This is a genomic window from Pseudoalteromonas sp. PAST1 (assembly GCF_021532515.1).
GTDB classification, from domain to species: Bacteria; Pseudomonadota; Gammaproteobacteria; order Enterobacterales; family Alteromonadaceae; genus Pseudoalteromonas; species Pseudoalteromonas simplex.
Map to the genome: position 1 here is coordinate 131,595 of NZ_JAKGBH010000005.1, position 20,552 is coordinate 152,146.

Below are 20,552 nucleotides of genomic sequence, written 5' to 3' on the forward strand. Positions count from 1 at the left end.
TATTATAAAAACAGATAAGCCTAATGAAACTATTCAGTTTGGTAACTCTATTTTCTGCAAGTTTATTTACCGGCTCAGCATATGCTGACTTCAACTTTCCAGGTAACGGTACTTTAAAATACCCAACGGGTGTGGAAAAAGATTTTAAATTTGGTTTTGCTTGGCAACAAACTGCCGAAAAATTCACTATTGGTGATAAAAGCTATGACATGTCTTTGCCTGAGTCATACTCCGTTGCGATTACACTGAGTAAAGACGAACAACAAGTTTGGGTACAAGAGTTTAATAATGGCTTTATTGAAGGCTTCAATTGGCAAATAGCAGATCACTCCTTAAAACTTGAAAAGCGCAAATTTAGCGACTCAGTCAAAGGCGATTATGTTATAAGCCTAGATAACCGAGATTACTTTTTTGCCCGCAATAACATAAGTATTGTTATCAAATTTGACAATGACGGTATCAAAAATATTGCCATTGATGGTGTCACCAAGGATATGGGTACCAAACAGTAGCAAAAAGCTTGGCTTTTCACCCAAGCTTTTTGCTTAATTCACGATTATTGTGGGGGGTTACTTTTAAACCTTCACTGTCTTACGGTTAATGCCATAATCTCGAAGTTTGTTTGCCACTGCGGTGTGGCTCAAACCTAATCGCTTAGCAAGCTGTCGAGAGCTAGGATAAGCCGGATAGAGCTTACGAAGTAAGGTCGCTTCAAAGCGTTTTACCGCTTGATCTAAAGTTCCTTCAAAGTCAGACTCAAGATAACCTAAATCATGAGTAAAGGTTGGTAACTGCAAATGTTCAATACGCAGTTCGTTATCATCTAACAACGACACCGCACGGTAAATCGCATTTTCTAATTGGCGTACGTTACCCGGCCACGGATAATCTTGTAAAAAGCGTAAACAATCTTCAGACATCACAGGCACAGAATGACCATTTTGTTGGGCATACTTTTGAATAAAATGTTCTGCTAACGGGCCTATATCAGCTTTTCTGTCACGTAATGGCGCAATTTCTAAGGTCAAAACATTAATCCGGTAATAAAGATCTTCTCTAAATGTCCCCTCTTGCACCATGGCCGGTAAGTCTTTTTGCGTTGCAGCAACAATACGTACATTCACTTTTACTTCGTTTTCATCACCGACTTTGCGAAATGTGCCATCTTGTAAAAATCGCAGCAACTTAGTTTGCAATTGAGTCGACATTTCACCAACTTCATCTAAAAACACCGTACCACCATCGGCTTGCTCCAAAACGCCACGTTTTGGTGCCGCGTTTTCTTCATAGCCCGCATAACCAAATAACTCTGACTCAGCCACGTCATCAGGTAACGATGCACACGATAAAGCAATAAAGGGTTTTACTGAACGGTTAGATGCATAATGACAAGCCCGTGCAAGTAGTTCTTTACCTGTCCCCGTTTCACCAGTTATCAAAATTGGCGCTTCAAGCTGTGCCATTTTGCGAGCTTCACGAACAACACGACGCATTGCAGTGCTAAAATTATGGATTGTCGCAAAACTTTCTTGGCCATATCGACGAAAGGCACTCACTTGCTGACCAAGTCGACTTTGCGATTTAATGTTAATAACGGCGCCTGCTAACACATCCCCTTCAGCACCTTGTGGAACTGAAATAGGAAGAATATCAGCAATAAAATCTTCGCCAGCAACTTCTACACGCGTTGTTTGACCAAGTACTTCTTTACCCTCTAACCAGCGAGTAAAGTTAAAGCCTTTCAGCAAGTTATTAATATTAGCGCCTATAACTTCACTTTCAGATAGCTGTAAATCGCGACAAGCTGCATCATTGCATAATCGCACCCAGCCTTTAGCATCAATAGATATCACACCATCAGGCAATGCTCGCAGTAATGTATTTAACTCATTATGCTCTCGCTCAGAAGGTAGAAATGCAGTTGTGCGAACATCCATCACGCCGTCAATTAAGCGAATAGAAGGCATGATCTTTTGGAATTGCTCAAATTCAATAGGAGGAAAACTGACATACATACGACAATTAACCGAATCTACTTCAATACCTTTTAAGTCAACCTGATAACTTACTAAGATATTGAGAATCTCTTGTGCGATACCGATTCGGTCAGCACAGTGGATATCTAAACGCATTACATCCTCAAAAAACGGGAACCTATAGTATGAGAATAATACGCTAACTACTAGCGGCTGAATAGTCTATTGTAAACAATTTTGGACAATTTAAAGTACTTGCTCAGCTATCCAGATGCCAAAAGATCCGCTTTCATTGCAATGAATTACACCTACCCAAACAAAAATAACTCATCACATAAACTTAAAATGAATTGCTAAGTATTACTGACAAGTATCAAGTAATCTTAAATTGGTTGTATTTGGTAAGGTTAAGTTAACGCAACAAATGGTGTACCTACCGCAAGATCTTCCCCTGACCAAGAGGTCTATGTATACTGTAGCGCACTTGTAGCTAGGATAAGGGTGTGTCCTATACCCTTAAGTTCATAACTTGAGCAACAAACCATTATCTTAGCTGCATCAAAAAAACATGGCCACTCATTCATCAATATTAATTAACCAATGAGCAAAGCAATAATATAAGGCCAACGACAATTAAAATTAGGAAGTATAATTCATGAGTTCTCTACCAAAAGCTGGTGACTTTATGGGTCACCCGAAAGGGCTCTTCTTACTGTTCGTTACAGAAATGTGGGAACGTATGAGCTACTACGGTATGCGCGGTATTTTCGTGCTTTATTTATCAACAATCGCAACTGCAGCTGCTATGGGCTGGGATATGGCCTACTTTGGTATTGACCCATTATCTGCAGGTGCTGATGAAGCTTACCAAAAAGCATTAAACTCTAATGCATTGAGTATTTTAGGCCTCTATGCAATGTTAGTTTACGTAACACCAGTTATCGGTGGCTGGTTTGCTGATAATGTATCTGGCCAACGTAAAGCTATTATATTTGGTGGTGTTGTGATGGCTTTAGGCCAATTTGCACTTGGTACACCTCACGGTATGATCGAAGGTCTAGAAAAAGAGTTTTTATACCTTGGTTTAGCATTACTAATTGTTGGTAATGGTTTCTTTAAGCCAAACATCTCAACAATGGTTGGTGACCTCTATACTGAAACTGATAAGCGTCGTGACGGTGCATTCACAATTTTCTATATGGGTATTAACCTTGGTTCGATTTTAGGTTATTTCGTTGTAGGCTCAATTGGTGAAAAGTTTGACTATCAATACGGCTTCTTAACCGCAGGTGTTGGTATGTTAATTGGTGTAATTTTACAGTTAGCATTATCTAATAAATATCTTGCCGATATCGGTAAAGTTCCATCAGCTAAACAAGGTGATGACGCACAGGCTGCAAACAAACCTTTAACTTCTGAAGAGCGTGATCGCGTTAAAGTTATATTAATCATGAGCTTTTTCACTATTGTATTCTGGGCTGGCTTTGAGCAAGCTGCAGGTTCAATGAATTTATTTGCAAAGTATAAAACTGACCTTGTTTTCTTTGGTTGGGAAATGCCAGCAAGTTGGTTGCAAGCTGTTAACCCAATCTTCATTATTATTTTAGCCCCAATTTTCGCAAGTGTATGGATCCGCATGGGAGATAAGGAGCCTGACTCTCCGCGTAAATTTGCTCTTGGTATGTTATTCCTAGGCCTAGGCTTCGTGTCTATGGTAGGTGCAGCCTTACAAATTGGTGATGATGCAAATACAAAAGCGCATGTAATCTGGTTAGTTATGGCATACGTATTCCACACAATGGGTGAGCTATGTCTATCACCAATTGGATTATCAATGGTATCTAAGCTCGCTCCGCTGAAGTTTACCTCACTATTGATGGGTATGTGGTTCCTATTCTCTGGTTTAGGCAACTACGCAGCAGCATCAATTGGTCAACTTGTAGGTGAAAGTGGCCCTCTAAACACCTTTGGTGGTGTAGCAATTATGGCTTTCATCGCAGGTATTTGTTTATGGCTGTTGGCAGACAAACTTGTTGATTGGATGCATGATGCTGATACCTCTCAGGATGAGTTAGAAATTCTCGAAGAAGAATTAGAGATTACTGCTGACAAACAGTAACCTTAAGCCCCACAGTTTATGCTGTGGGGCTACGTACTTCCCGCCGTTAGATCTTTACTAGTAAACTACACTCGATATCATTTCGTACTTTCGACTTCCCTATTTAAATATTCACTGAAATTGACAACCACTAACTTTGTAAACAATTCGATACATTCACTCTAACTTTATTTGGCGAAAACAAAACGAATAAAATACAAAAAAGCTTATAAATATCAGTTCATTAAATATTTATTAACGGCGCTTTATTTACTCTTTTTGATCTTTATTTTTACTATTTTCACTTCACATGATGAAATTAAAACCATTGTCTCATTAAATTTACAAAAGGGACTTTGGCTAAATAACGCTGTGATCTTCCCCAAATTGAATTTCTGGTTAATCATCCGCTCATTACATAACAATAATTCTTTTTAGCGCAGTGCTTATAATTGCGGGAGTAATGACAATGAGCGAAGTAAATAATCCGTTAGGCCTAATGGGCATTGAATTCACTGAATACGCAACACCTGATGCAGATTACATGGACAAAGTGTTTACTGATTTTGGCTTCTCAAAGCTAAAAAAATTCAAAGGTAAAGACATTGTTTACTATAACCAGCATGACATTCATTTCTTACTAAACAATGAGCGTGAAGGTTTCTCTGCTGAATTTGCTAAAAGCCACGGCCCGGCAATCTGTTCTATGGGCTGGCGTGTAGAGAATGCACAAAAAGCATTCGAAGTTGCTGTTGAGCGCGGTGCAAAACCTGCGACAGACTCAACTCACAAAAGCTTACCATACCCTGCTATTTACGGTATCGGCGACAGCTTAATTTATTTCATCGAGCAATTTGGCGACAAAGGTTCTATCTATGAGTCAGATTTTGAAGATTTAAGCGAGCAAAACATTGTTGAAGACAAAGGCTTCATCCGTATCGACCATTTAACCAATAACGTTTATAAAGGCACGATGGAAACATGGGCTAACTTCTATAAAGACGTATTTGGTTTTACTGAAGTTCGTTACTTTGACATTAAAGGTCAAAAAACAGCGTTATTATCTTACGCACTAAAATCGCCGTGCGGCACTTTCTCGATTCCAATCAACGAAGGTAAAGATAACAACAACAACCAAATCGATGAGTACTTAAATGAGTACAATGGTCCGGGTGTACAGCATTTAGCATTCCTAACGAATGACCTAGTAAGCTCACTTGATAAGCTTGACCAATCAACGATTGCGACACTAGATATCATCCCAGAGTACTACGACACCATTTTTGACCGTGTGCCTTGGGTTAAAGAAGACAAAGAGAAGATCCGAAAGCATCAAATCCTTGTAGATAGCCAAAGCGAAAACTGTTATCTACTGCAAATTTTCTCGAAGAACCTATTTGGTCCTATCTTCATCGAGATGATCCAACGTGTAGATGACGGCGGTTTTGGTGAAGGTAACTTCCAAGCCCTTTTCGAGTCAATCGAGCGTGATCAAGAGCGTCGTGGTGTAATCTAGTTCATCATGATGAATAAAAAGCAGCGTGTGGTTTGGGTAAATTCACACGCTGCTTTTTGTCGTTTTAAATTCTGTTTTAAACTAACTGTTTAAATTGCGTTGATTGCCTCCATATAGATAACTAATAAATCAGCGCGAACCAATAAGGAAAGAGTATGAGCCTAATTAACGAAACCCACGATATTAATCTAAAAAGCTGGGTTGCATCTGCTAACGAAGCGAACTGTGACTTCCCAATTCAAAACCTTCCTTTTGCAGAAGTACGTCGTAAAAATTCAGACGAAGCGTTCCGTGGCGCTGTAGCTATTGGTGATCAAGTTATCGACTTAGCAAAAGTAAATGAACTTGGTTTATTCTCAGGTGATGCACAGATTGCCGTTAAAGCTGCAAGCCAAGCTACACTCAATGAATTTATGGGTCTTGGTCAGCAGTATTGGTCTGCACTGCGTCTAGCGTTATCAAAAGCACTTCGTGAAGGTGCCAGTGAGCAAGCGCAATTAAGCGAAGCGCTTATCGCTCAAGCAGACATCGAATTTGCACTACCGTGCCGTATTGGTGATTACACTGACTTTTATACCTCTATTTACCACGCAACAGCGGTAGGTAGTCTATTCCGCCCTGATAACCCACTTCTACCTAACTACAAATGGGTACCAATTGGTTATCACGGCCGTTCATCGTCAATTGATGTATCTGGTCAAACGTTCCACCGCCCTAATGGTCAAACTAAAGCGCCAGATGCAGAAGTACCATCATTCGGCCCGTGTAAACGCCTTGACTACGAACTTGAGTTAGGTATTTACCTTGGTAAAGGTAATGAATTAGGCGATGCAATTGCCATCGAAAATGCTGAAAACCACGTATTTGGATTCTGTGTATTTAATGACTGGTCTGCACGTGATTTACAAGCGTGGGAATACCAGCCGCTTGGTCCATTCCTTGCGAAAAACTTCGCTTCGACAGTATCACCTTGGATTGTTACGACAGAAGCACTGGCACCATTTAGAACAAACTGGACACGTGACGAAAACGATCCACAACCAATGGATTATTTAGAGTCAGCTCATAACCGTGAGTTTGGTGCATTTGATATCAAAATGGATGTACAAATCGAAACTGAAAAGATGCGTGCAGCCGGCGAAGCACCAACACAAGTATCTAAATCAAGCTTCAAGCACTCTTACTGGACAGTTGCGCAAATGGTGACTCACCACACTGTAAATGGCTGTAACTTTCAACCAGGCGATATGTTAGGTTCGGGTACGCAATCAGGCCCTGAGCACGAAGAAGCAGGTTCATTATTAGAGCTTTCTCGCGGTGGTAAAGAAAAGATCACCCTTGCTAATGGTGAGCAACGTGCTTTCTTAGAAGACGGCGACAACGTAATCATGCGTGGTTGGTGCGAAAAAGACGGTTTTGCACGAATTGGTTTTGGTTCAGTTGAAGGAACCGTGCTACCTGCTAAATAAAAGTAACTCACTATTTTTATTTCCAGAACAATTATTAAGGGCATTTTTTGCCCTTTTTTTTGTGCTTTTTCAGCTGAGTTACAATTTTTTGCTGGCTTTTTTAACTGAGGTTGCTATCTTAACTCGGTTATTAGTTAAATTTTGTACGCCATGTTAGTTAAACTTAAGTCTTTTTATCGCACGTTTTTTCCAGCTCGACAGCTGTTGATCCGTCAAAATGGCGAAGTAAAACACTTGGTATTAGCGCCTTGGCTACAATTGACGACCTTAATGGTTATTTTAATAGCCATTGCTTGGCTTAGTATCTCAACACTTCAAATCATTTCACAAGCAGACAAGATAACCAGCATTGAGCAAAAACAGGTTACCAAGCAGCAAGAGTGGAAAAAGCAGCACTTTCAACAGCAAGCTGCCTATGAAAAACAATTAGAGCAACTAGCAATTCTTGAGCAAAAACAAGCGCTATTGCAAAGCATGATTGAATCACTACCAGAATCGATGAACAAACCCACCTTGCCAAACGATGCTGAACCTCTACTTTTACCGATTAAAGAAAATGCTGAAGATTTTCATGCTCCTTTAGAAGATGAGCAGCAACCAAAACAAGTAAAACACTTAGAAAGTATGACTGAGCGTTTAGCACGTCTTGATGCGGCTTATAATCGTAGTTTCGTAGTGCTAGATGAACAAATCAAATTACGCCATCAAGAAATTGTTGCCATGCTCGAAGGGGCTGGTCTTGATAGCAGTCTAGCCAATACCTCAATACTTGAAAGCTCAGACACAGCCCAGGGTGGCCCGTTAGACTTGTTTGACGAATCAAGAATTCCTGCTGAATTTTTAGCAATTGCCGACAACTTACTAGCGTTAAACAACCTAGAAAACTTGCTGAGTGAGTTACCACAAACACTCCCTGCTGCTGACTACTATATTTCTAGCAGTTTTGGCCTACGCAAAGACCCAATGAATGGCCGCCGTGCTTTTCATAAAGGTGTTGATTTAGCAGGTTGGCATAAAACCGAAATTTTTGCTCCAGCCGATGGCACCGTACTTCGTGCAGGTCGTAATGGCGGCTATGGCAACTTTATCGAACTACAACACAAAAATGGCTTCGTTACTCGCTTTGGCCACCTTAATAAAATTAAGGTTAAAAAAGGCCAAACAGTAACTAAAGATGATGTCATCGGTTTAATGGGTAGTACTGGCCGTAGTACCAGTACCCACCTACATTACGAAGTTTTAGTGAATGGCAAACATGTCAATCCAGTTAAAATAACAAAGGCGCTTTCTCGTGTTCGGTAAAAAAAAACAATCAACAGCTAGTTCGTCTGGCTCATCATTAAAAAGAACCAACCATACTCCTTCTATTATTTCTGAAGACGTACGCTTAACAGGTAGCCTTACCAGCCAAGGTGAGGTTCAACTTGATGGTCGTATCGAAGGCGACTTACATGTTAAACACTTAGTGATTGGTCACACAGGTATGATTGAAGGTGTTATCGAAGCAGACAGTGTGGTCGTAAAAGGTAAAATCATTGGTTCACTCATTGCCAACAAAGTGACAATTGAAAGTACTGCTGAAGTCCATGGTGATGTATTTCACGACACTTTAAGTATTGAAGCCGGAGCTATCATTGAAGGCAGCTTAAAACATCGTCACGAAGAAGATAATGTGGCGCCTATTAAGCCTGAAGAACAAACGAGTACTTCAATATTGGCTGATGATGACAACGACTTGTCGTTTGTAAACAAACAAGCCGCTGATAAGTCTTAACGTTTTTTGGCGGTTACATACATAGTGATATCCGCGGTGAAGACAAGTTCATCGCGGCTATTGTAAACCTTAACGGGCACTAGCAAATCCTGCTTTTCTAGCCACTCACTCGGCACGTCTATCTGTGCAACTGCACGCATATCTGTGTCAATTTTTGCTAAGTAGTTCACTGTCATGCCTTTTGGGATCCAGCGATGCGTTTTTGCAGGTACCGTTGCATCAACCATTAAACCTGCGCATAGCTCTGCCACATTGCACTGTGCAATTGCATGGATGGTACCAATGTGATTATGGATCGCGCGGCGATTTTTAACAGTTGCACTGCAATGCCCAGCAGTCAAATTTGTGATCAATGGCTTTATAGACCCAAAGTAAGGTGCTTTAAAGCACACGGCTTTACTAAACAACCAATTACCTTTTGGCAATGACTGACACTTAGTCCAAATTTTTAATAATGATGATGGTGAGCTCACGACGTTTATCCATTATTTTTATGATGTAAGATAAAAAACTAACACATCAGACCAGATAGCGAAATGGAAATTTTTTGTAAGCAGTTTTAATGATTACGTAAGTATTACACTTTTAGCCAAGTGAACGCTTTTCTTTTCCTTTAGGGGCACATAAAATACCGTTTTAAAGGAGAGCGAATGCAGTCACGCCAGCACAAAAACCTCAGCTTACTATTTATTCTTGGCCTTCTGGTTATCTTTAGCCCGTTAGCAATTGATATTTACTTACCCGCATTTCCGACTATTGCAGAACAATTCAGTGCTTCAGAAAAGCAAATTCAGCAAACCGTCGCTATTTTTATGCTTACTGTCGGACTTGGGCAGCTCATTGCAGGGCCATTAGCAGATAAATTTGGGCGTAAGCCTGTAGCAATAACCGGTGTGACAATTTATGGTTTAGCGGCGTTTGGCGCGTATTTAGCACCTGATTTTACAAGCCTGATGATTGCAAGGGCACTGCAAGGTTTGGGGGCCTGTGCCACATTTGTAGTAGCGTTTGCCATTGTAAGAGATCGATTTGGTAGTGAACGCAGCGGCCAAATTATTACTTATCTTAATGGTATCGTTTGCTTTATCCCTGCCCTCGCGCCAATTTTAGGCGCTTGGCTCACAGTACAGTTTGGCTGGCGCATGAACTTTTTATTCATGGCTGTATTTGCACTCATTGGTTTATTCATAACCTTGTTAATGTATAAAGAAACCCGCCCTGCAGATAGTGTATATAGTGGTCATATTCTTGACCTGCGCCGTTTTATGCCAATTATCAGCACGCCATTGTTTTTATTCCATAGCTTAATTTGCTTGGTAACTATGTCGGCTATTTTAGTCTTCGTTACGCTAGCACCTGGCTGGCTTATTACAGAATTAGGTGGCAGTGTTACCGACTTTACTTTCTGGTTTACCTGTAATGCGGTATTGAGCATTGTTGCAAGCTTTATAATGCCACTGTACATCAAACGTCAACCAAAGCGCGCGCTAAAAGCAGGACTCCTGCTGCTTGTAATCGCAGGAGCCTTAATGTTGGCCTTTAGCCAACAACGTACTGCGCTTGCGTTGATGTTTCCGATGTTTATTGCTGCGTTTGGTTTTGCACTGACACTTGGCTCATCAGCAGGCCGTGCATTAAGTTTGTTCCCTAAACAAGCAGGTACGGCTTCAGCACTTATAGGCTTAATGCAAATGAGTGGCGCAAGTTTATTAGTGTTTATAACGCAATTGTTAAATTTGACTACACCGGTATTAATTGGCGTGCACTTTTTAATGCTCATCCCATTTACCTATTTATTGTTCAAACATAAGCATTTGTCATAAAAAGTTTTATCATACTTTTAGTTATATCGGGTAAATGAGAATCGTTATATTCTATTTACCCGTTTAGACATCCTGTTATTTCCTACCGTTATAAAAAGCATCTTTCTAGAATAATTTGTTCCAGTTTTGTGGATTATTTTTCTTGTACCTACTGCCCCATTAAACTATTGTTTACTCGTGTTAACATTTGGTTAACTCAAAAACAGGTTTGGGACACGAATTATGAAAAAGAATAAATTAGCATTAGCACTGATCATCAGTGGACTATGTGCAGCAGGAACTGCAAACGCAGCAAATGATCGTTACATCATCCAAGTCGACAACAATAAAAAAGGCGTAGTTAAAGCCCTCGCTAAAAAGCTTGGTGGTGATATTAAAGTTGATGGTAATGGCTTTATTGCAGCGCAATTTACAGGTCATGACCTTGCAAGTGTAAAAGGCTTACTAAACAACCCTCACATCAAACTGGTTGAAGAAGACCAAAAGCGTGTACCAATGGCGCTTTATAACGATGACGCTGGTAATGCAATGCAGCAGCAATTAACGCCTTACGCAGTTTACCAATCACAAGCTGATCAAGTTACCTTCGATGCAAATGCTGGCATGAAAGTATGTGTAATTGACTCTGGTTTAGATGCTACAAACCCTGATTTTGTATGGGGTAACATCACAGGTGATAATGACAGTGGCACAGGTAACTGGTACGACAATGGTGGCCCACATGGTACTCACGTAGCTGGCACAATTGGTGCAGCAGACAACAATGTTGGTGTGGTTGGTATGGCACCCGGTGTGGCAATGCACATCATCAAAGTATTCAACGCTGAAGGCTGGGGTTACTCTTCAGACTTAGCACACGCAGCAGATTTATGTTCTCAAGCAGGTGCAAATATCATCAGCATGAGCCTTGGTGGCGGTGGTTCAAATAGCACCGAGTCTAACGCATTTGCTAATTTCACAAGTGCTGGCGGTTTAGTCGTTGCTGCTGCGGGTAACGATGGTAACAGCGTGCGCTCGTACCCTGCAGGCTATCCATCAGTAATGATGGTTGGTGCAAATGATGCGGACAACCAAATTGCAGATTTTTCGCAGTTCCCTAGCTGTACATCTGGCCGCGGTAAACGCGCTACTACAGATGAAACTATCTGTGTTGAAGTAACAGCAGGTGGTGTTGATACACTTTCTACTTACCCTGCAGGTATGGCAACGTCAGCTAGCTTAGCAGCTGATGGCGCAGGCTTTGCTACTTCATCAATGGAAAACTCAGGCAATGCATCAGGCACGGCGTATTACATGGGTACTGCTGAAAGCGTAGATGCTGGCGCAGTGGGCAAAATTTGTATGATTGACCGCGGCAATATCTCGTTCTATGACAAGGTAAATAACTGCGAGAACTCAGGCGGTATCGGGGCTGTTATCATCAATAACGAAGCAGGCATGTTATACGCTACACTAGGCGAAACTAACGATACAACAATTCCAGCTGTCGGTGCGGCACTTGAAGACCGTTCAGCTCTTCTTTCAAGCACAACTATTGATATCGCAATTGGTACTAGTGATTATGGTTTCATGAGCGGTACATCAATGGCAACGCCTGCTGTTTCAGGTATCGCAGCGCTAGTATGGTCAAATCACCCAGAGTGTACGGGTACAGAAATCCGTGATGCACTAAAAGCAACGGCAGAAGATCAAGGTGCTTCTGGTCACGATGTTTACTTCGGTCACGGTATTGTTAAAGCAGCTGACGCAGATGCATACCTAACAGCCAATGGCTGTGCAGGTGGTGGCGATAATGGCGGTGGCACAACACCAGGTGGTGATGATATTAGTCTTTCTACTTCAGGTTACAAGTCAAAAGGCACTAAATACATTGATTTAAGCTGGAGTGGCGCTGCTACAAGCACTGTAGATGTTTACCGTAATGGTAGCAAAGTAGGCTCAGTGGCAAACACTAACAGTTATACTGACACTATCACAACAAAAGGTGGTGGCACTTACACTTATCAAGTATGTGAAGCACAAAGCACAACTGTTTGTTCAAACAACAGCACTGTGACGTTCTAATACTTTCCCCAACCCAAATTAGCGGGCATTGATTGCCCGCTTTTTCTTTTTCTAGAAGCTTGTTAAAATCAACTACCTAGCTTTTTATCTTTGTGCCGATGATCAATCCAGAATTTCTACTGTCGTTTTTAGGCGCCAGCTTTTTAATTGCCGTAGCCCCCGGCCCTTCTAATGCTTTTTTAATGGCACAAACCTTTGCCAATGGCCGTAAAGCGGGAATGCAAAGTGCCTTTGGTTTTGCCTTAGGTGGTGTGGTGCATACTTTTTTTGCGGTGGTGGGTTTAACAGCAATCTTAAAAGCGTCGACTGTTGCTTATACCACGGTGCAGTATTTAGGTGCGGCGTACCTGTGCTATTTGGGCGTAATGACGTTAAAGGACACCTTCACACAGCCTGAGCCAGACTGCGACGAAAAACCCCATGTAAGTACCAGTAAAAAGCAAAATGTGATGTTTCAAGCAATGATGACCGAGGTACTTAATCCAAAAGTCGCCTTATTCTTTATTGCGTTTATTCCGCAGTTCGTCGATCCGAGCTTATCTTCAACGACCTTTCAGCTCGCTTTTTTTGGCTTACTCTACCCACTTTTTGCTTTTCCGATCGACTGCACGTATATTTATTTCGGCGATAAGATAGCCAGTTATTTTCGTGAGCACCCACAAACCCAAATTTGGATTGATCGGATCACGGGGCTGGTGTTTATTGCACTAGCAATTAACCTATTGATATAAGAGCACTTATGGAACAAAAACAACAAGCCTTACCAGCCAAAAAGAATATTGCCCTCGTAGCCCATGATGGTAAAAAAGCTGCCCTTCAGGCGTGGTGTGAAAAACACCAAGACATTTTAAGTAAGCACACGCTATACGGTACGGGTACAACCGGTCATTTAATCGAGCGTACAACAGGGCTTGAAGTGATTAAGCTGCTAAGCGGCCCTATGGGTGGCGATCAACAACTTGGTGCTAAAATTGCTGAACATGAAGTGCACATGCTGGTGTTTTTCTGGGATCCACTTGCATCGCAGCCACACGACCCAGATGTAAAAGCATTACTGCGTTTAGCTGCGGTTTGGAATATTCCTGTTGCCTGTAATGAAGTCAGTGCCGATATGCTATTAAGCTCACCTATGATGGAAACTGAGTTGTGCCGCACGTTGCCAGATTACGAAAAATACCTCGCAACGCGCCAAGTGACTCTTTAGTTCTATAAGTCGATATATCAAAGTGGGGCGATTAGCTATAAAGCTTATGCGCCCACTTAGTTAAACCTGCAGTCACACTACCAAAGTGATCGCCGTTCAGCATTGCAATATCACCTAAATGGGCTTTTAACGCAGCCTTGATAAGCGGTGATTGTGCACTACCGCCCGTTAGGTAAATAACATCAGGCGTTGTACCTGCTTCTTGAATCGCTTGTTTAGCTAGGCTCACTATCTGGCTTATCGAATCATCAACGGCTAAAGCGAGATCTTTTAGCGTTAAGCACTGCGTTAAGTCTGAATCTAAGAAGCGCAAATCTGTAGTAAATTCATTCGCTGATGAGAGCGCAATTTTTGCCGCTTCGCCTTGCTGCACTAATTGATGACCTTGCTTATTTTGCTGCAATTGAATTAAGCGTTTAAAAAGCGCAGGCTCTTTGACTTCACGAAGTTGAGTCAGTAACTCACGATGATGGGCATCGCTATAAAACTGACTTTGCAGATTTACATCATTAATTTTACAAGCTTGCCAAAACGGTTGATTCGGCAGTGGAAGTCCCGATTTAAACTCAGTGCCTAAACCTAGTAATGGCATTAAGCCATGAAAGCTCAGCGCAATATCTAAATCATTTCCACCCACACGCTTACCACTGTGAGCTAAAAAGTCATTGTCACGGCACTGCTTGTCACGAAAGCTCGGCCCCATTTGTACAAATGAGCAATCGCTAGTCCCCCCGCCAATATCGACAACCAACACTTTTTGGTCTTGCTGCAATGAGGTTTCATAATCAATCCCCGCCGCTAACGGCTCATATAAAAATGAGACCTCTTTAAAGCCTGCGCGTTTTGCTGCTCGCTCTAATATGCCGAGCGCTTGTTGATTAGACTCTTCACCACCGACTGATTGAAAGTTTACCGGTCGTCCAATTACCGTTTCTGTTAATGTGTCTTGCAAAGATTGCTCGGCGCGTTGTTTAATTTTTAAAATCATCGCCGTGGCAATGTCTTCAAAGAAGTTTATTTGCCCTTGCTTTAAGCCTACTGCACCAAAGAATGACTTAGGTGATTTTACAAAGTAACCTTCTTCAGGAAATTGCACATACTCGCTAATTGCTTCGCGACCTATAAATAAGGTCTCATCACCAGCTTGAATATCGAGGTCAGATTTAATCCGAGGAATGGTATTTAAAAGCGCTTGTCGCTCAGTTTTAAAGTCGTGCTCAAACGGGCTACCTGTCAGATGTTTTGTGACAAAATCGACAACTAATGCACTGTGATGAGTATAAAGTGTTGAGGGTAAATACTGTTTGCCTTGCTCAAGGGGTACTAAAGAGACTTGTTGCTCATTATCCATTACACCGATTGCACAATTTGAGCTACCGTAATCAAAGCCAGCAAACATTCTAACACCTATACATCAATAAAAAGGCCGCGAAATTTACCATAGTCGCAGCCATTTTTGAATGACGCTATGGCGTTTCATGCAAAAAGCTTGCAAAACGTGGTAAGCCATTTTTAGTAAAGCCATGATATTTGTAGGTAATGGTACTACCTATCGCAGGGGGTGATGATCTTTGTTGATCGGTAAACCCCGAGCCAATTTTAAATTCGGTCCCATCACTGCTGCGCACTTTAAGTGCACCAAGCATATTTTTAAACTTACCCTTTCCTGCGATATAACCGATTACAACCGCTTCAGCGTCAAAATAAGGCTTTAACTTTAACAATGCATCACTACGCCCTGTACTGTGCTTAGCTGAGGCTAAATGCAGCATGACGCCCTCAGCACCTTGTGCGACTAGCTCATCCATAAACAAACTAAGTTGCTTGTTATCGTTAAAATGTTTTTGCTCAACAGCTTTAATATGCTCAATTTTCAGCTGGTTTACTAACCTTGAATAGTTTTCATAGCGCTGACTGAATGGCGTTGTTGCATCCGGCATATCAAATATCATGTAACTGACGGTTTGCCATTCAGACTCTACAGGTGTGACTTTTCGAACAATCCCGCTCACATTGGCAAAGTCTTGGTGCTTAGTCCAAAGCTCTCCATCAAGCCAAACATCTGGCAGCGGCGCGGTAAACCACTTTGGCGCATAAATTAGGTTACCATTTCGGGTTACTAATTGACTCCCAGTCCAAATAGCTCGAACGCCATCATATTTTTCACTAACTAAATAGTCAGATACATTTACCTTTTCGGCTTGATAGACGTTTGCTAAAAGGACTGAAGGAGCTTGTTGCGCCTCGGCTGAAAAGCCTATAAATAAAGTGATTGCGCACAAAAGCGCACGAGTGAATTTAACCATCATTGCTTCCTTGCAAATTTGTGAGTTTTAAAGTGGCTATTCCTGCTTAATCATAACCACTTAACAATAGCTGTTTTGTGATTGCCAGCTAATTATAGTTTAGTTTCTAGCCATTTGAAAAATTCGTTCAAATCAGCAAACACGCCTGCCGCTTTACTAAAATCATGCTCTAACGTGAAATGATTAGGCACAGCAAACACAGCAACACCGGCATTGCTCGCAGCGGTGACACCGGTATAAGTATCTTCAACTGCTACAGCTTCATTAGCTGTAATATTTAACGTATCAAGAGCTAGTTGATAAGGGTCACCAGCAGGTTTAGGATTGTTAACATCATCTTTGGTAACCACACAATCAAACCAATCAAAAATGCCATAGCCTTTTAAAATAGGATAGGCTTCATTTTTTGCACTGCCTGTTACTAAAGCCATTTTTAAACCACTGGCTTTTACTTGCTCTAGCACTTCTTTAGCGCAAGGCATATAGGCGGGTAAATGAGTACTAACAAAATGGCCAAATGCCGCGTACTTATCATCCGTTAACTGCTCTGGATTGATACTAAGCCCATAACTTTCAACAACCTCCTTTGCGGCTTCAAATGTTGGTCTGCCAGAAAAGCGCTTACAAAAAGTAGCTTCATCATACTGCACACCAAAAGGAGCTAATAAATCATTCCAAATAGTAAAATGCACACTTTCAGAGTCCACTAAAGTGCCATCCATATCAAACAATACTGCTTTTAAAGTCATCCTCATTCCTTCAAAGTAAAAAGGTGCCATAGGCACCTTTAAATATGATTATTCTGTTAAGCCCGCAGGTGGCTCAGCAAACGCTTCCTCGCCGGTTTCTACATCAACCAGCTCGTAGCCACGTTGCTTTCTTACCACTTTTAAAACCGGCTTAGAAAACGCTGTTTTTAAACGTTCTGCATCTGCTTCAAGTTCTTCGACTGTATTACCAAATGGTGCGGCACCGGTTTCTGACCAGTTAGTCACTTTACCATTTAAGTTATATTCAACTTCATGAATTTGATATTGTGCCGCTTCATCTTTTGTTGCTTCACAAAAAATGACACGGTAGTTCCAAAATCCAGCCATAGCTATTCTCTTTCTCTTTAATTAATCCTGCCACTTTAGCAGTTACCAACGCGATTATAAACGAAAAAACCCGCTATACAGCGGGTTTTAATAGGACTTATTTTTCAGCTTAGAAGAAGCTTACTTTAAACTCAGCACCGATGTAACGCTCTTCGTTCACCATTGCTGTGTTGTTATTGAAGTCGATAGCACCGATTGATTGCTGCTCATCGAACATGTTACGAACGAATGCTGATACTTCATATTCGTTGTCGCCTTGTGCCCAAGCATAGCCTGCACGTAAACCAACTTCAGTTAAAGGCTTGCCTTCAAACTCAACTGACTCGTATAAGAAGTAGTTGATTTCACTGCGGTAAGACACGTCAGCGTAAGTGAAGAATTCACCATCAGCTACTTCGCGGCTATAACGTAATGTAAGGTTAGAGATCCACTCAGGTGCGTGCGGTAAGCTGTTACCGTCAAGAACAGCTTGACCTGCGCTGTTTAATGAATTTGTTACAGTACACTGCGCACATACGTCAACAGCTAAGTCTTTATCTTTAAGCTCAGTGTTGTTGTAGCTTAAGTTAAATGTAGCATTTAGGTTGTCAGTTAATACCCACTCAGTGTCTAACTCAAAACCGTAACCAGTTGTCTTATCAGCATTAACTAAACGGTTGAAGTTTGCACCACCGCCTACAGCTGTTAATTGTTGGTCATCCATTGTGTAGTAGAACACAGTTGCGTTTACACGACCTTGACCGTCAAGTACGTCTGATTTGATACCTGATTCGAATGACGTCACAGTTTCAGACTCAGCAACAGTAACTTCATCACCGAATAAGATACGACCTTGGATACTTGGTGCACGGAAGCTGTTAGCAACACGCGCGTACCAGTTTACGTCATCGTTGATCTTGTAGTTAGCAGATAAATCCCAGCTAACGTGGTCGTCACTTGGGTTTTCTGTTAGGAATAACGCACCGCCACCTGCTGGGCTTAAAGTACGGTTTGCAGAGAATTCTTTTTCGTCATCTGAGTAACGTAGTCCTGCAGTGATTTTTAAATCATCTGTGATTGTGTAATCTAATGAACCGAATACCGCCCATGCTTTAGTATCTTGCTGCTGGATAACATAGCCGTTTAACTCACCCGGTGTTGAACCGTATGTATCGTAGCTGAAGTTTTCGATTGTTAACGCTTCGTCAAAGTAGAATACACCTACTTGGAAGTTTACGTCGCCAGCATAGTTGCTAGATAAACGAAGTTCTTGCGTATATTGGTCTTGATCTGGAATGCCGTCAGCACTTTCAGAGTAGAATGGGATAAAACCAGGGCCCATATCTGGTAAGTAGCTTGCACCGTAACCACCGTCGATGTCAGCGCGAGAATAGATTTCAGCACTTTCCCACGCAGAGATTGACGTAAGAGTTAAATCATTGATATCCCACTCAAGCTTTAAGCTTGCGCCTTGAGATTCAACTTGCTGTGTCGCACGAGAAGCCGCATCGTGGTAAACCACATCGTGCTCAAAATTATCTACTAAGTCATTTGTACCCGCTTTAATAGCGTTACCACGGAATGCGATTGGCTTACCGTCCATATCACGAACGTGGTAGTTGAAAAGACCTGTGAAATCGTCACCTTCGTATAAAAACTGAATACGTGCCGCTTTTTCAGTGTAACCACCTAAAACGTCATCTTGTTCAAAACCTGGTGCACGATTATCAATATAATCGTCTTTTTCTTGCCAAAGTACAGAAACACGCGTTGATAAACGGTCAGTTAAGCCACCGCCAACAGCACCTTCAAAGTCAACTGCGCCACGGCTACCGTAAGATACTGAACCATAGCCTTCAAATTCTTGTGATGGTTTAACTGTATCAAATTTAACAAGGCCTGCCGGTGTGTTACGACCAAATAAAGTACCTTGTGGGCCACGTAGAACTTCTACACGTGCTACGTCAAATACAGGGAAACCTTTTAAGATTGCATTCTCTTGAACAACTTCGTCTACAACTAACGAAACTGGTTGAGAAGCATTTAGGTCAAAGTCAGTGTTACCTAGACCACGAACATAAAAGCGTGGGAAAGAACGACCAAACGAAGATTCGATTGATAAGCTTGGGATCTTCGCGTTCATAAAACGAATATCCATACCAGCTGAGCTGTAAGCGTCTAAGTTGTCACCTTGTAATGCAGATACAGCAACAGGTACTTCCTGAGCATTTTCTACACGTTTACGTGCGGTGATTTGAATAACTTCTAGTTGGTTGTTTTTTGCTGCTGGCGCTTCGTCTGCAGCAAGAGTTGAAAATGAAGTACCTGCTACGGCAGAGAACAACGTTGCATTGATAAGTGTTGCTAACGTAGATCTTTTCATTGCTTTCATGTCGGGTTTTAACCTTTTTTATGCACTCTTATTCAACGGTGATGATGTTGCGTCAATTCATTTGACGGGCTCGGCCAATTTTTCGCGCCTTGTAATAAGCTGCGCGGACCTCTAAATCGAGAGTGCAAAACGAAGTGAAGAGGCTGAACGAACGCTGACGATTATAACACTTTATGACACTTTTACTGCATTAAAAGTTAGAAATATACAAATTTTTTACAACAATTAGCGGCAACATCGGCGCATTTAGAAGATTTTATGCAATTATTTTTCAATAAAGCGGACATATGTCCTGTGCATCTAATTACAACAATGTGTAGACATTATGTACAAATGAGAGCCACTTTCATTTGCTCCTTTTTCAGTAACTAATCGGTAACTCGTGCGAATTCTGGGTTAGCTAATTCGCATTCATGCTCATTTAATAAGCCTAACACTGCTAAATTTAATTCTTCGATTACTTCCATATAAAATGCAAAGTCGACGGTCTCTACGTAGCTTAGTACATCCACTTGTAAAGCCCAAGGCGTAAAGCCTTTAAAGCGAACCCGACACGGTTCAAAGGCGATATGCTTATGTTGTTCTAATAACTCTCTTAGGGCCTGCATAAACGACATAAGATTTTGTTGCTTGGTGTTGGCACTGAGCATCAGTTTAGGTCGATAAGAAATTCGCTCTCGTTCAGAGACGTTCTCAAGCTGCATATCAACAAACTTAGCATTTGCTACACGGCTAGCGCATTTTAATCCCAGACTCTAACAGGGTTGAGCGGTAATCATCGTCTAGCCCTGCCATTTTCTTTTTCCTCGCCATACTAGCTGACTTAGATGTATCTTGTTTAAAAAGCGCCATGG

18 protein-coding genes are annotated in these 20,552 nt (G+C 41.5%); 10 read left to right on the forward strand and 8 right to left on the reverse strand.

Going from position 1 to position 20,552, the window contains the following annotated elements; genetic code table 11:
* The first annotated feature begins 23 nt into the window (after window positions 1–23).
* Window positions 24–512, forward strand: coding sequence for a hypothetical protein (locus L1272_RS03835; RefSeq protein WP_054551777.1), 489 nt, complete (start codon window positions 24–26; stop codon window positions 510–512).
* Window positions 513–575: 63 nt separating this feature from the next.
* Here the strand turns inward: L1272_RS03835 and tyrR are convergent, their stop codons facing one another.
* On the reverse strand, window positions 576–2,132 hold the full coding sequence (tyrR, locus tag L1272_RS03840) for a transcriptional regulator TyrR (RefSeq protein WP_054551778.1): 1,557 nt from the start codon (window positions 2,130–2,132) through the stop codon (window positions 576–578).
* 499 nt (window positions 2,133–2,631) lie between these two features.
* Here tyrR and L1272_RS03845 point away from each other — a divergent pair, with 499 nt between their 5' ends.
* From L1272_RS03845 to L1272_RS03865, 5 genes are all read left to right on the forward strand, one after another.
* Window positions 2,632–4,095 (forward strand): peptide MFS transporter, encoded by a 1,464-nt coding sequence (locus tag L1272_RS03845; RefSeq protein WP_054551779.1) that lies wholly within the window; start codon window positions 2,632–2,634, stop codon window positions 4,093–4,095.
* A 448-nt stretch (window positions 4,096–4,543) separates the two neighbouring features.
* On the forward strand, window positions 4,544–5,590 hold the full coding sequence (gene hppD / locus L1272_RS03850) for a 4-hydroxyphenylpyruvate dioxygenase (protein WP_194441700.1): 1,047 nt from the start codon (window positions 4,544–4,546) through the stop codon (window positions 5,588–5,590).
* Between the two features lie 155 nt (window positions 5,591–5,745).
* Window positions 5,746–7,059, forward strand: a complete 1,314-nt coding sequence (gene fahA / locus L1272_RS03855) for a fumarylacetoacetase (RefSeq protein ID WP_054551781.1) — start codon at window positions 5,746–5,748, stop codon at window positions 7,057–7,059.
* Between the two features lie 150 nt (window positions 7,060–7,209).
* Window positions 7,210–8,361: a M23 family metallopeptidase gene (locus L1272_RS03860; RefSeq protein ID WP_054551782.1), complete on the forward strand. Its 1,152-nt coding sequence runs from the start codon at window positions 7,210–7,212 to the stop codon at window positions 8,359–8,361.
* Complete coding sequence (locus L1272_RS03865; protein ID WP_054551783.1) at window positions 8,351–8,833, forward strand: bactofilin family protein; 483 nt, start codon at window positions 8,351–8,353, stop codon at window positions 8,831–8,833. The genes L1272_RS03860 and L1272_RS03865 overlap by 11 nt, the downstream gene beginning before the upstream one ends.
* Here the strand turns inward: L1272_RS03865 and L1272_RS03870 are convergent.
* Window positions 8,830–9,306 (reverse strand): hotdog fold domain-containing protein, encoded by a 477-nt coding sequence (locus L1272_RS03870; RefSeq protein ID WP_194441701.1) that lies wholly within the window; start codon window positions 9,304–9,306, stop codon window positions 8,830–8,832. The two genes, L1272_RS03865 and L1272_RS03870, sit on opposite strands and share 4 nt — an antisense overlap.
* 177 nt (window positions 9,307–9,483) lie before the next feature.
* Between L1272_RS03870 and L1272_RS03875 the strand changes: the two genes are divergently transcribed.
* The 4 genes from L1272_RS03875 (at window position 9,484) to L1272_RS03890 (ending at window position 13,924) form a co-directional block, all read left to right on the forward strand.
* Entirely contained in the window at window positions 9,484–10,656 is a 1,173-nt protein-coding gene (locus tag L1272_RS03875; protein ID WP_187490548.1) for a multidrug effflux MFS transporter, read from the forward strand.
* 222 nt (window positions 10,657–10,878) lie between these two features.
* On the forward strand, window positions 10,879–12,720 hold the full coding sequence (locus L1272_RS03880; RefSeq protein WP_235372783.1) for a S8 family serine peptidase: 1,842 nt from the start codon (window positions 10,879–10,881) through the stop codon (window positions 12,718–12,720).
* 98 nt (window positions 12,721–12,818) lie between these two features.
* Complete coding sequence (locus L1272_RS03885; RefSeq protein ID WP_138601443.1) at window positions 12,819–13,451, forward strand: LysE family translocator; 633 nt, start codon at window positions 12,819–12,821, stop codon at window positions 13,449–13,451.
* Window positions 13,452–13,459: 8 nt separating this feature from the next.
* Complete coding sequence (locus L1272_RS03890; RefSeq protein ID WP_054551787.1) at window positions 13,460–13,924, forward strand: methylglyoxal synthase; 465 nt, start codon at window positions 13,460–13,462, stop codon at window positions 13,922–13,924.
* 31 nt (window positions 13,925–13,955) lie between these two features.
* On the opposite strand, the gene yegD is transcribed toward L1272_RS03890, so the two are convergent.
* The 6 genes from yegD to L1272_RS03920 form a co-directional block, all read right to left on the reverse strand.
* Window positions 13,956–15,323 (reverse strand): molecular chaperone, encoded by a 1,368-nt coding sequence (gene yegD, locus L1272_RS03895; RefSeq protein WP_235372784.1) that lies wholly within the window; start codon window positions 15,321–15,323, stop codon window positions 13,956–13,958.
* Between the two features lie 67 nt (window positions 15,324–15,390).
* Window positions 15,391–16,230, reverse strand: a complete 840-nt coding sequence (locus tag L1272_RS03900) for a DNA ligase (RefSeq protein WP_235372791.1) — start codon at window positions 16,228–16,230, stop codon at window positions 15,391–15,393.
* Window positions 16,231–16,322: 92 nt separating this feature from the next.
* Entirely contained in the window at window positions 16,323–16,979 is a 657-nt protein-coding gene (locus L1272_RS03905) for an HAD family hydrolase (protein ID WP_235372785.1), read from the reverse strand.
* Between the two features lie 48 nt (window positions 16,980–17,027).
* On the reverse strand, window positions 17,028–17,327 hold the full coding sequence (locus tag L1272_RS03910) for a hypothetical protein (RefSeq protein ID WP_235372786.1): 300 nt from the start codon (window positions 17,325–17,327) through the stop codon (window positions 17,028–17,030).
* 109 nt (window positions 17,328–17,436) lie between these two features.
* Entirely contained in the window at window positions 17,437–19,698 is a 2,262-nt protein-coding gene (locus L1272_RS03915; protein ID WP_235372787.1) for a TonB-dependent receptor, read from the reverse strand.
* A gap of 368 nt (window positions 19,699–20,066) precedes the next feature.
* A complete protein-coding gene (locus L1272_RS03920; RefSeq protein ID WP_235372788.1) occupies window positions 20,067–20,402 on the reverse strand; it encodes a mechanosensitive ion channel domain-containing protein in 336 nt (111 codons plus the stop codon).
* Between the last annotated feature and the right edge of the window lie 150 nt (window positions 20,403–20,552).

Coding starts and splice junctions, on each gene's coding strand:
- L1272_RS03860 (WP_054551782.1), top strand. CDS start 7,210: ATGTTAGTTAAACTTAAGTCTTTTTATCGCACGTTTTTTCCAGCTCGA.
- L1272_RS03920 (WP_235372788.1), bottom strand. CDS start 20,402: ATGCAGCTTGAGAACGTCTCTGAACGAGAGCGAATTTCTTATCGACCT.
- L1272_RS03875 (WP_187490548.1), top strand. CDS start 9,484: ATGCAGTCACGCCAGCACAAAAACCTCAGCTTACTATTTATTCTTGGC.
- L1272_RS03900 (WP_235372791.1), bottom strand. CDS start 16,230: ATGGTTAAATTCACTCGTGCGCTTTTGTGCGCAATCACTTTATTTATA.
- hppD (WP_194441700.1), top strand. CDS start 4,544: ATGAGCGAAGTAAATAATCCGTTAGGCCTAATGGGCATTGAATTCACT.
- L1272_RS03845 (WP_054551779.1), top strand. CDS start 2,632: ATGAGTTCTCTACCAAAAGCTGGTGACTTTATGGGTCACCCGAAAGGG.
- yegD (WP_235372784.1), bottom strand. CDS start 15,323: ATGTTTGCTGGCTTTGATTACGGTAGCTCAAATTGTGCAATCGGTGTA.
- L1272_RS03835 (WP_054551777.1), top strand. CDS start 24: ATGAAACTATTCAGTTTGGTAACTCTATTTTCTGCAAGTTTATTTACC.
- L1272_RS03890 (WP_054551787.1), top strand. CDS start 13,460: ATGGAACAAAAACAACAAGCCTTACCAGCCAAAAAGAATATTGCCCTC.
- L1272_RS03905 (WP_235372785.1), bottom strand. CDS start 16,979: ATGACTTTAAAAGCAGTATTGTTTGATATGGATGGCACTTTAGTGGAC.
- L1272_RS03880 (WP_235372783.1), top strand. CDS start 10,879: ATGAAAAAGAATAAATTAGCATTAGCACTGATCATCAGTGGACTATGT.
- L1272_RS03915 (WP_235372787.1), bottom strand. CDS start 19,698: ATGAAAGCAATGAAAAGATCTACGTTAGCAACACTTATCAATGCAACG.
- L1272_RS03910 (WP_235372786.1), bottom strand. CDS start 17,327: ATGGCTGGATTTTGGAACTACCGTGTCATTTTTTGTGAAGCAACAAAA.
- fahA (WP_054551781.1), top strand. CDS start 5,746: ATGAGCCTAATTAACGAAACCCACGATATTAATCTAAAAAGCTGGGTT.
- tyrR (WP_054551778.1), bottom strand. CDS start 2,132: ATGCGTTTAGATATCCACTGTGCTGACCGAATCGGTATCGCACAAGAG.
- L1272_RS03885 (WP_138601443.1), top strand. CDS start 12,819: ATGATCAATCCAGAATTTCTACTGTCGTTTTTAGGCGCCAGCTTTTTA.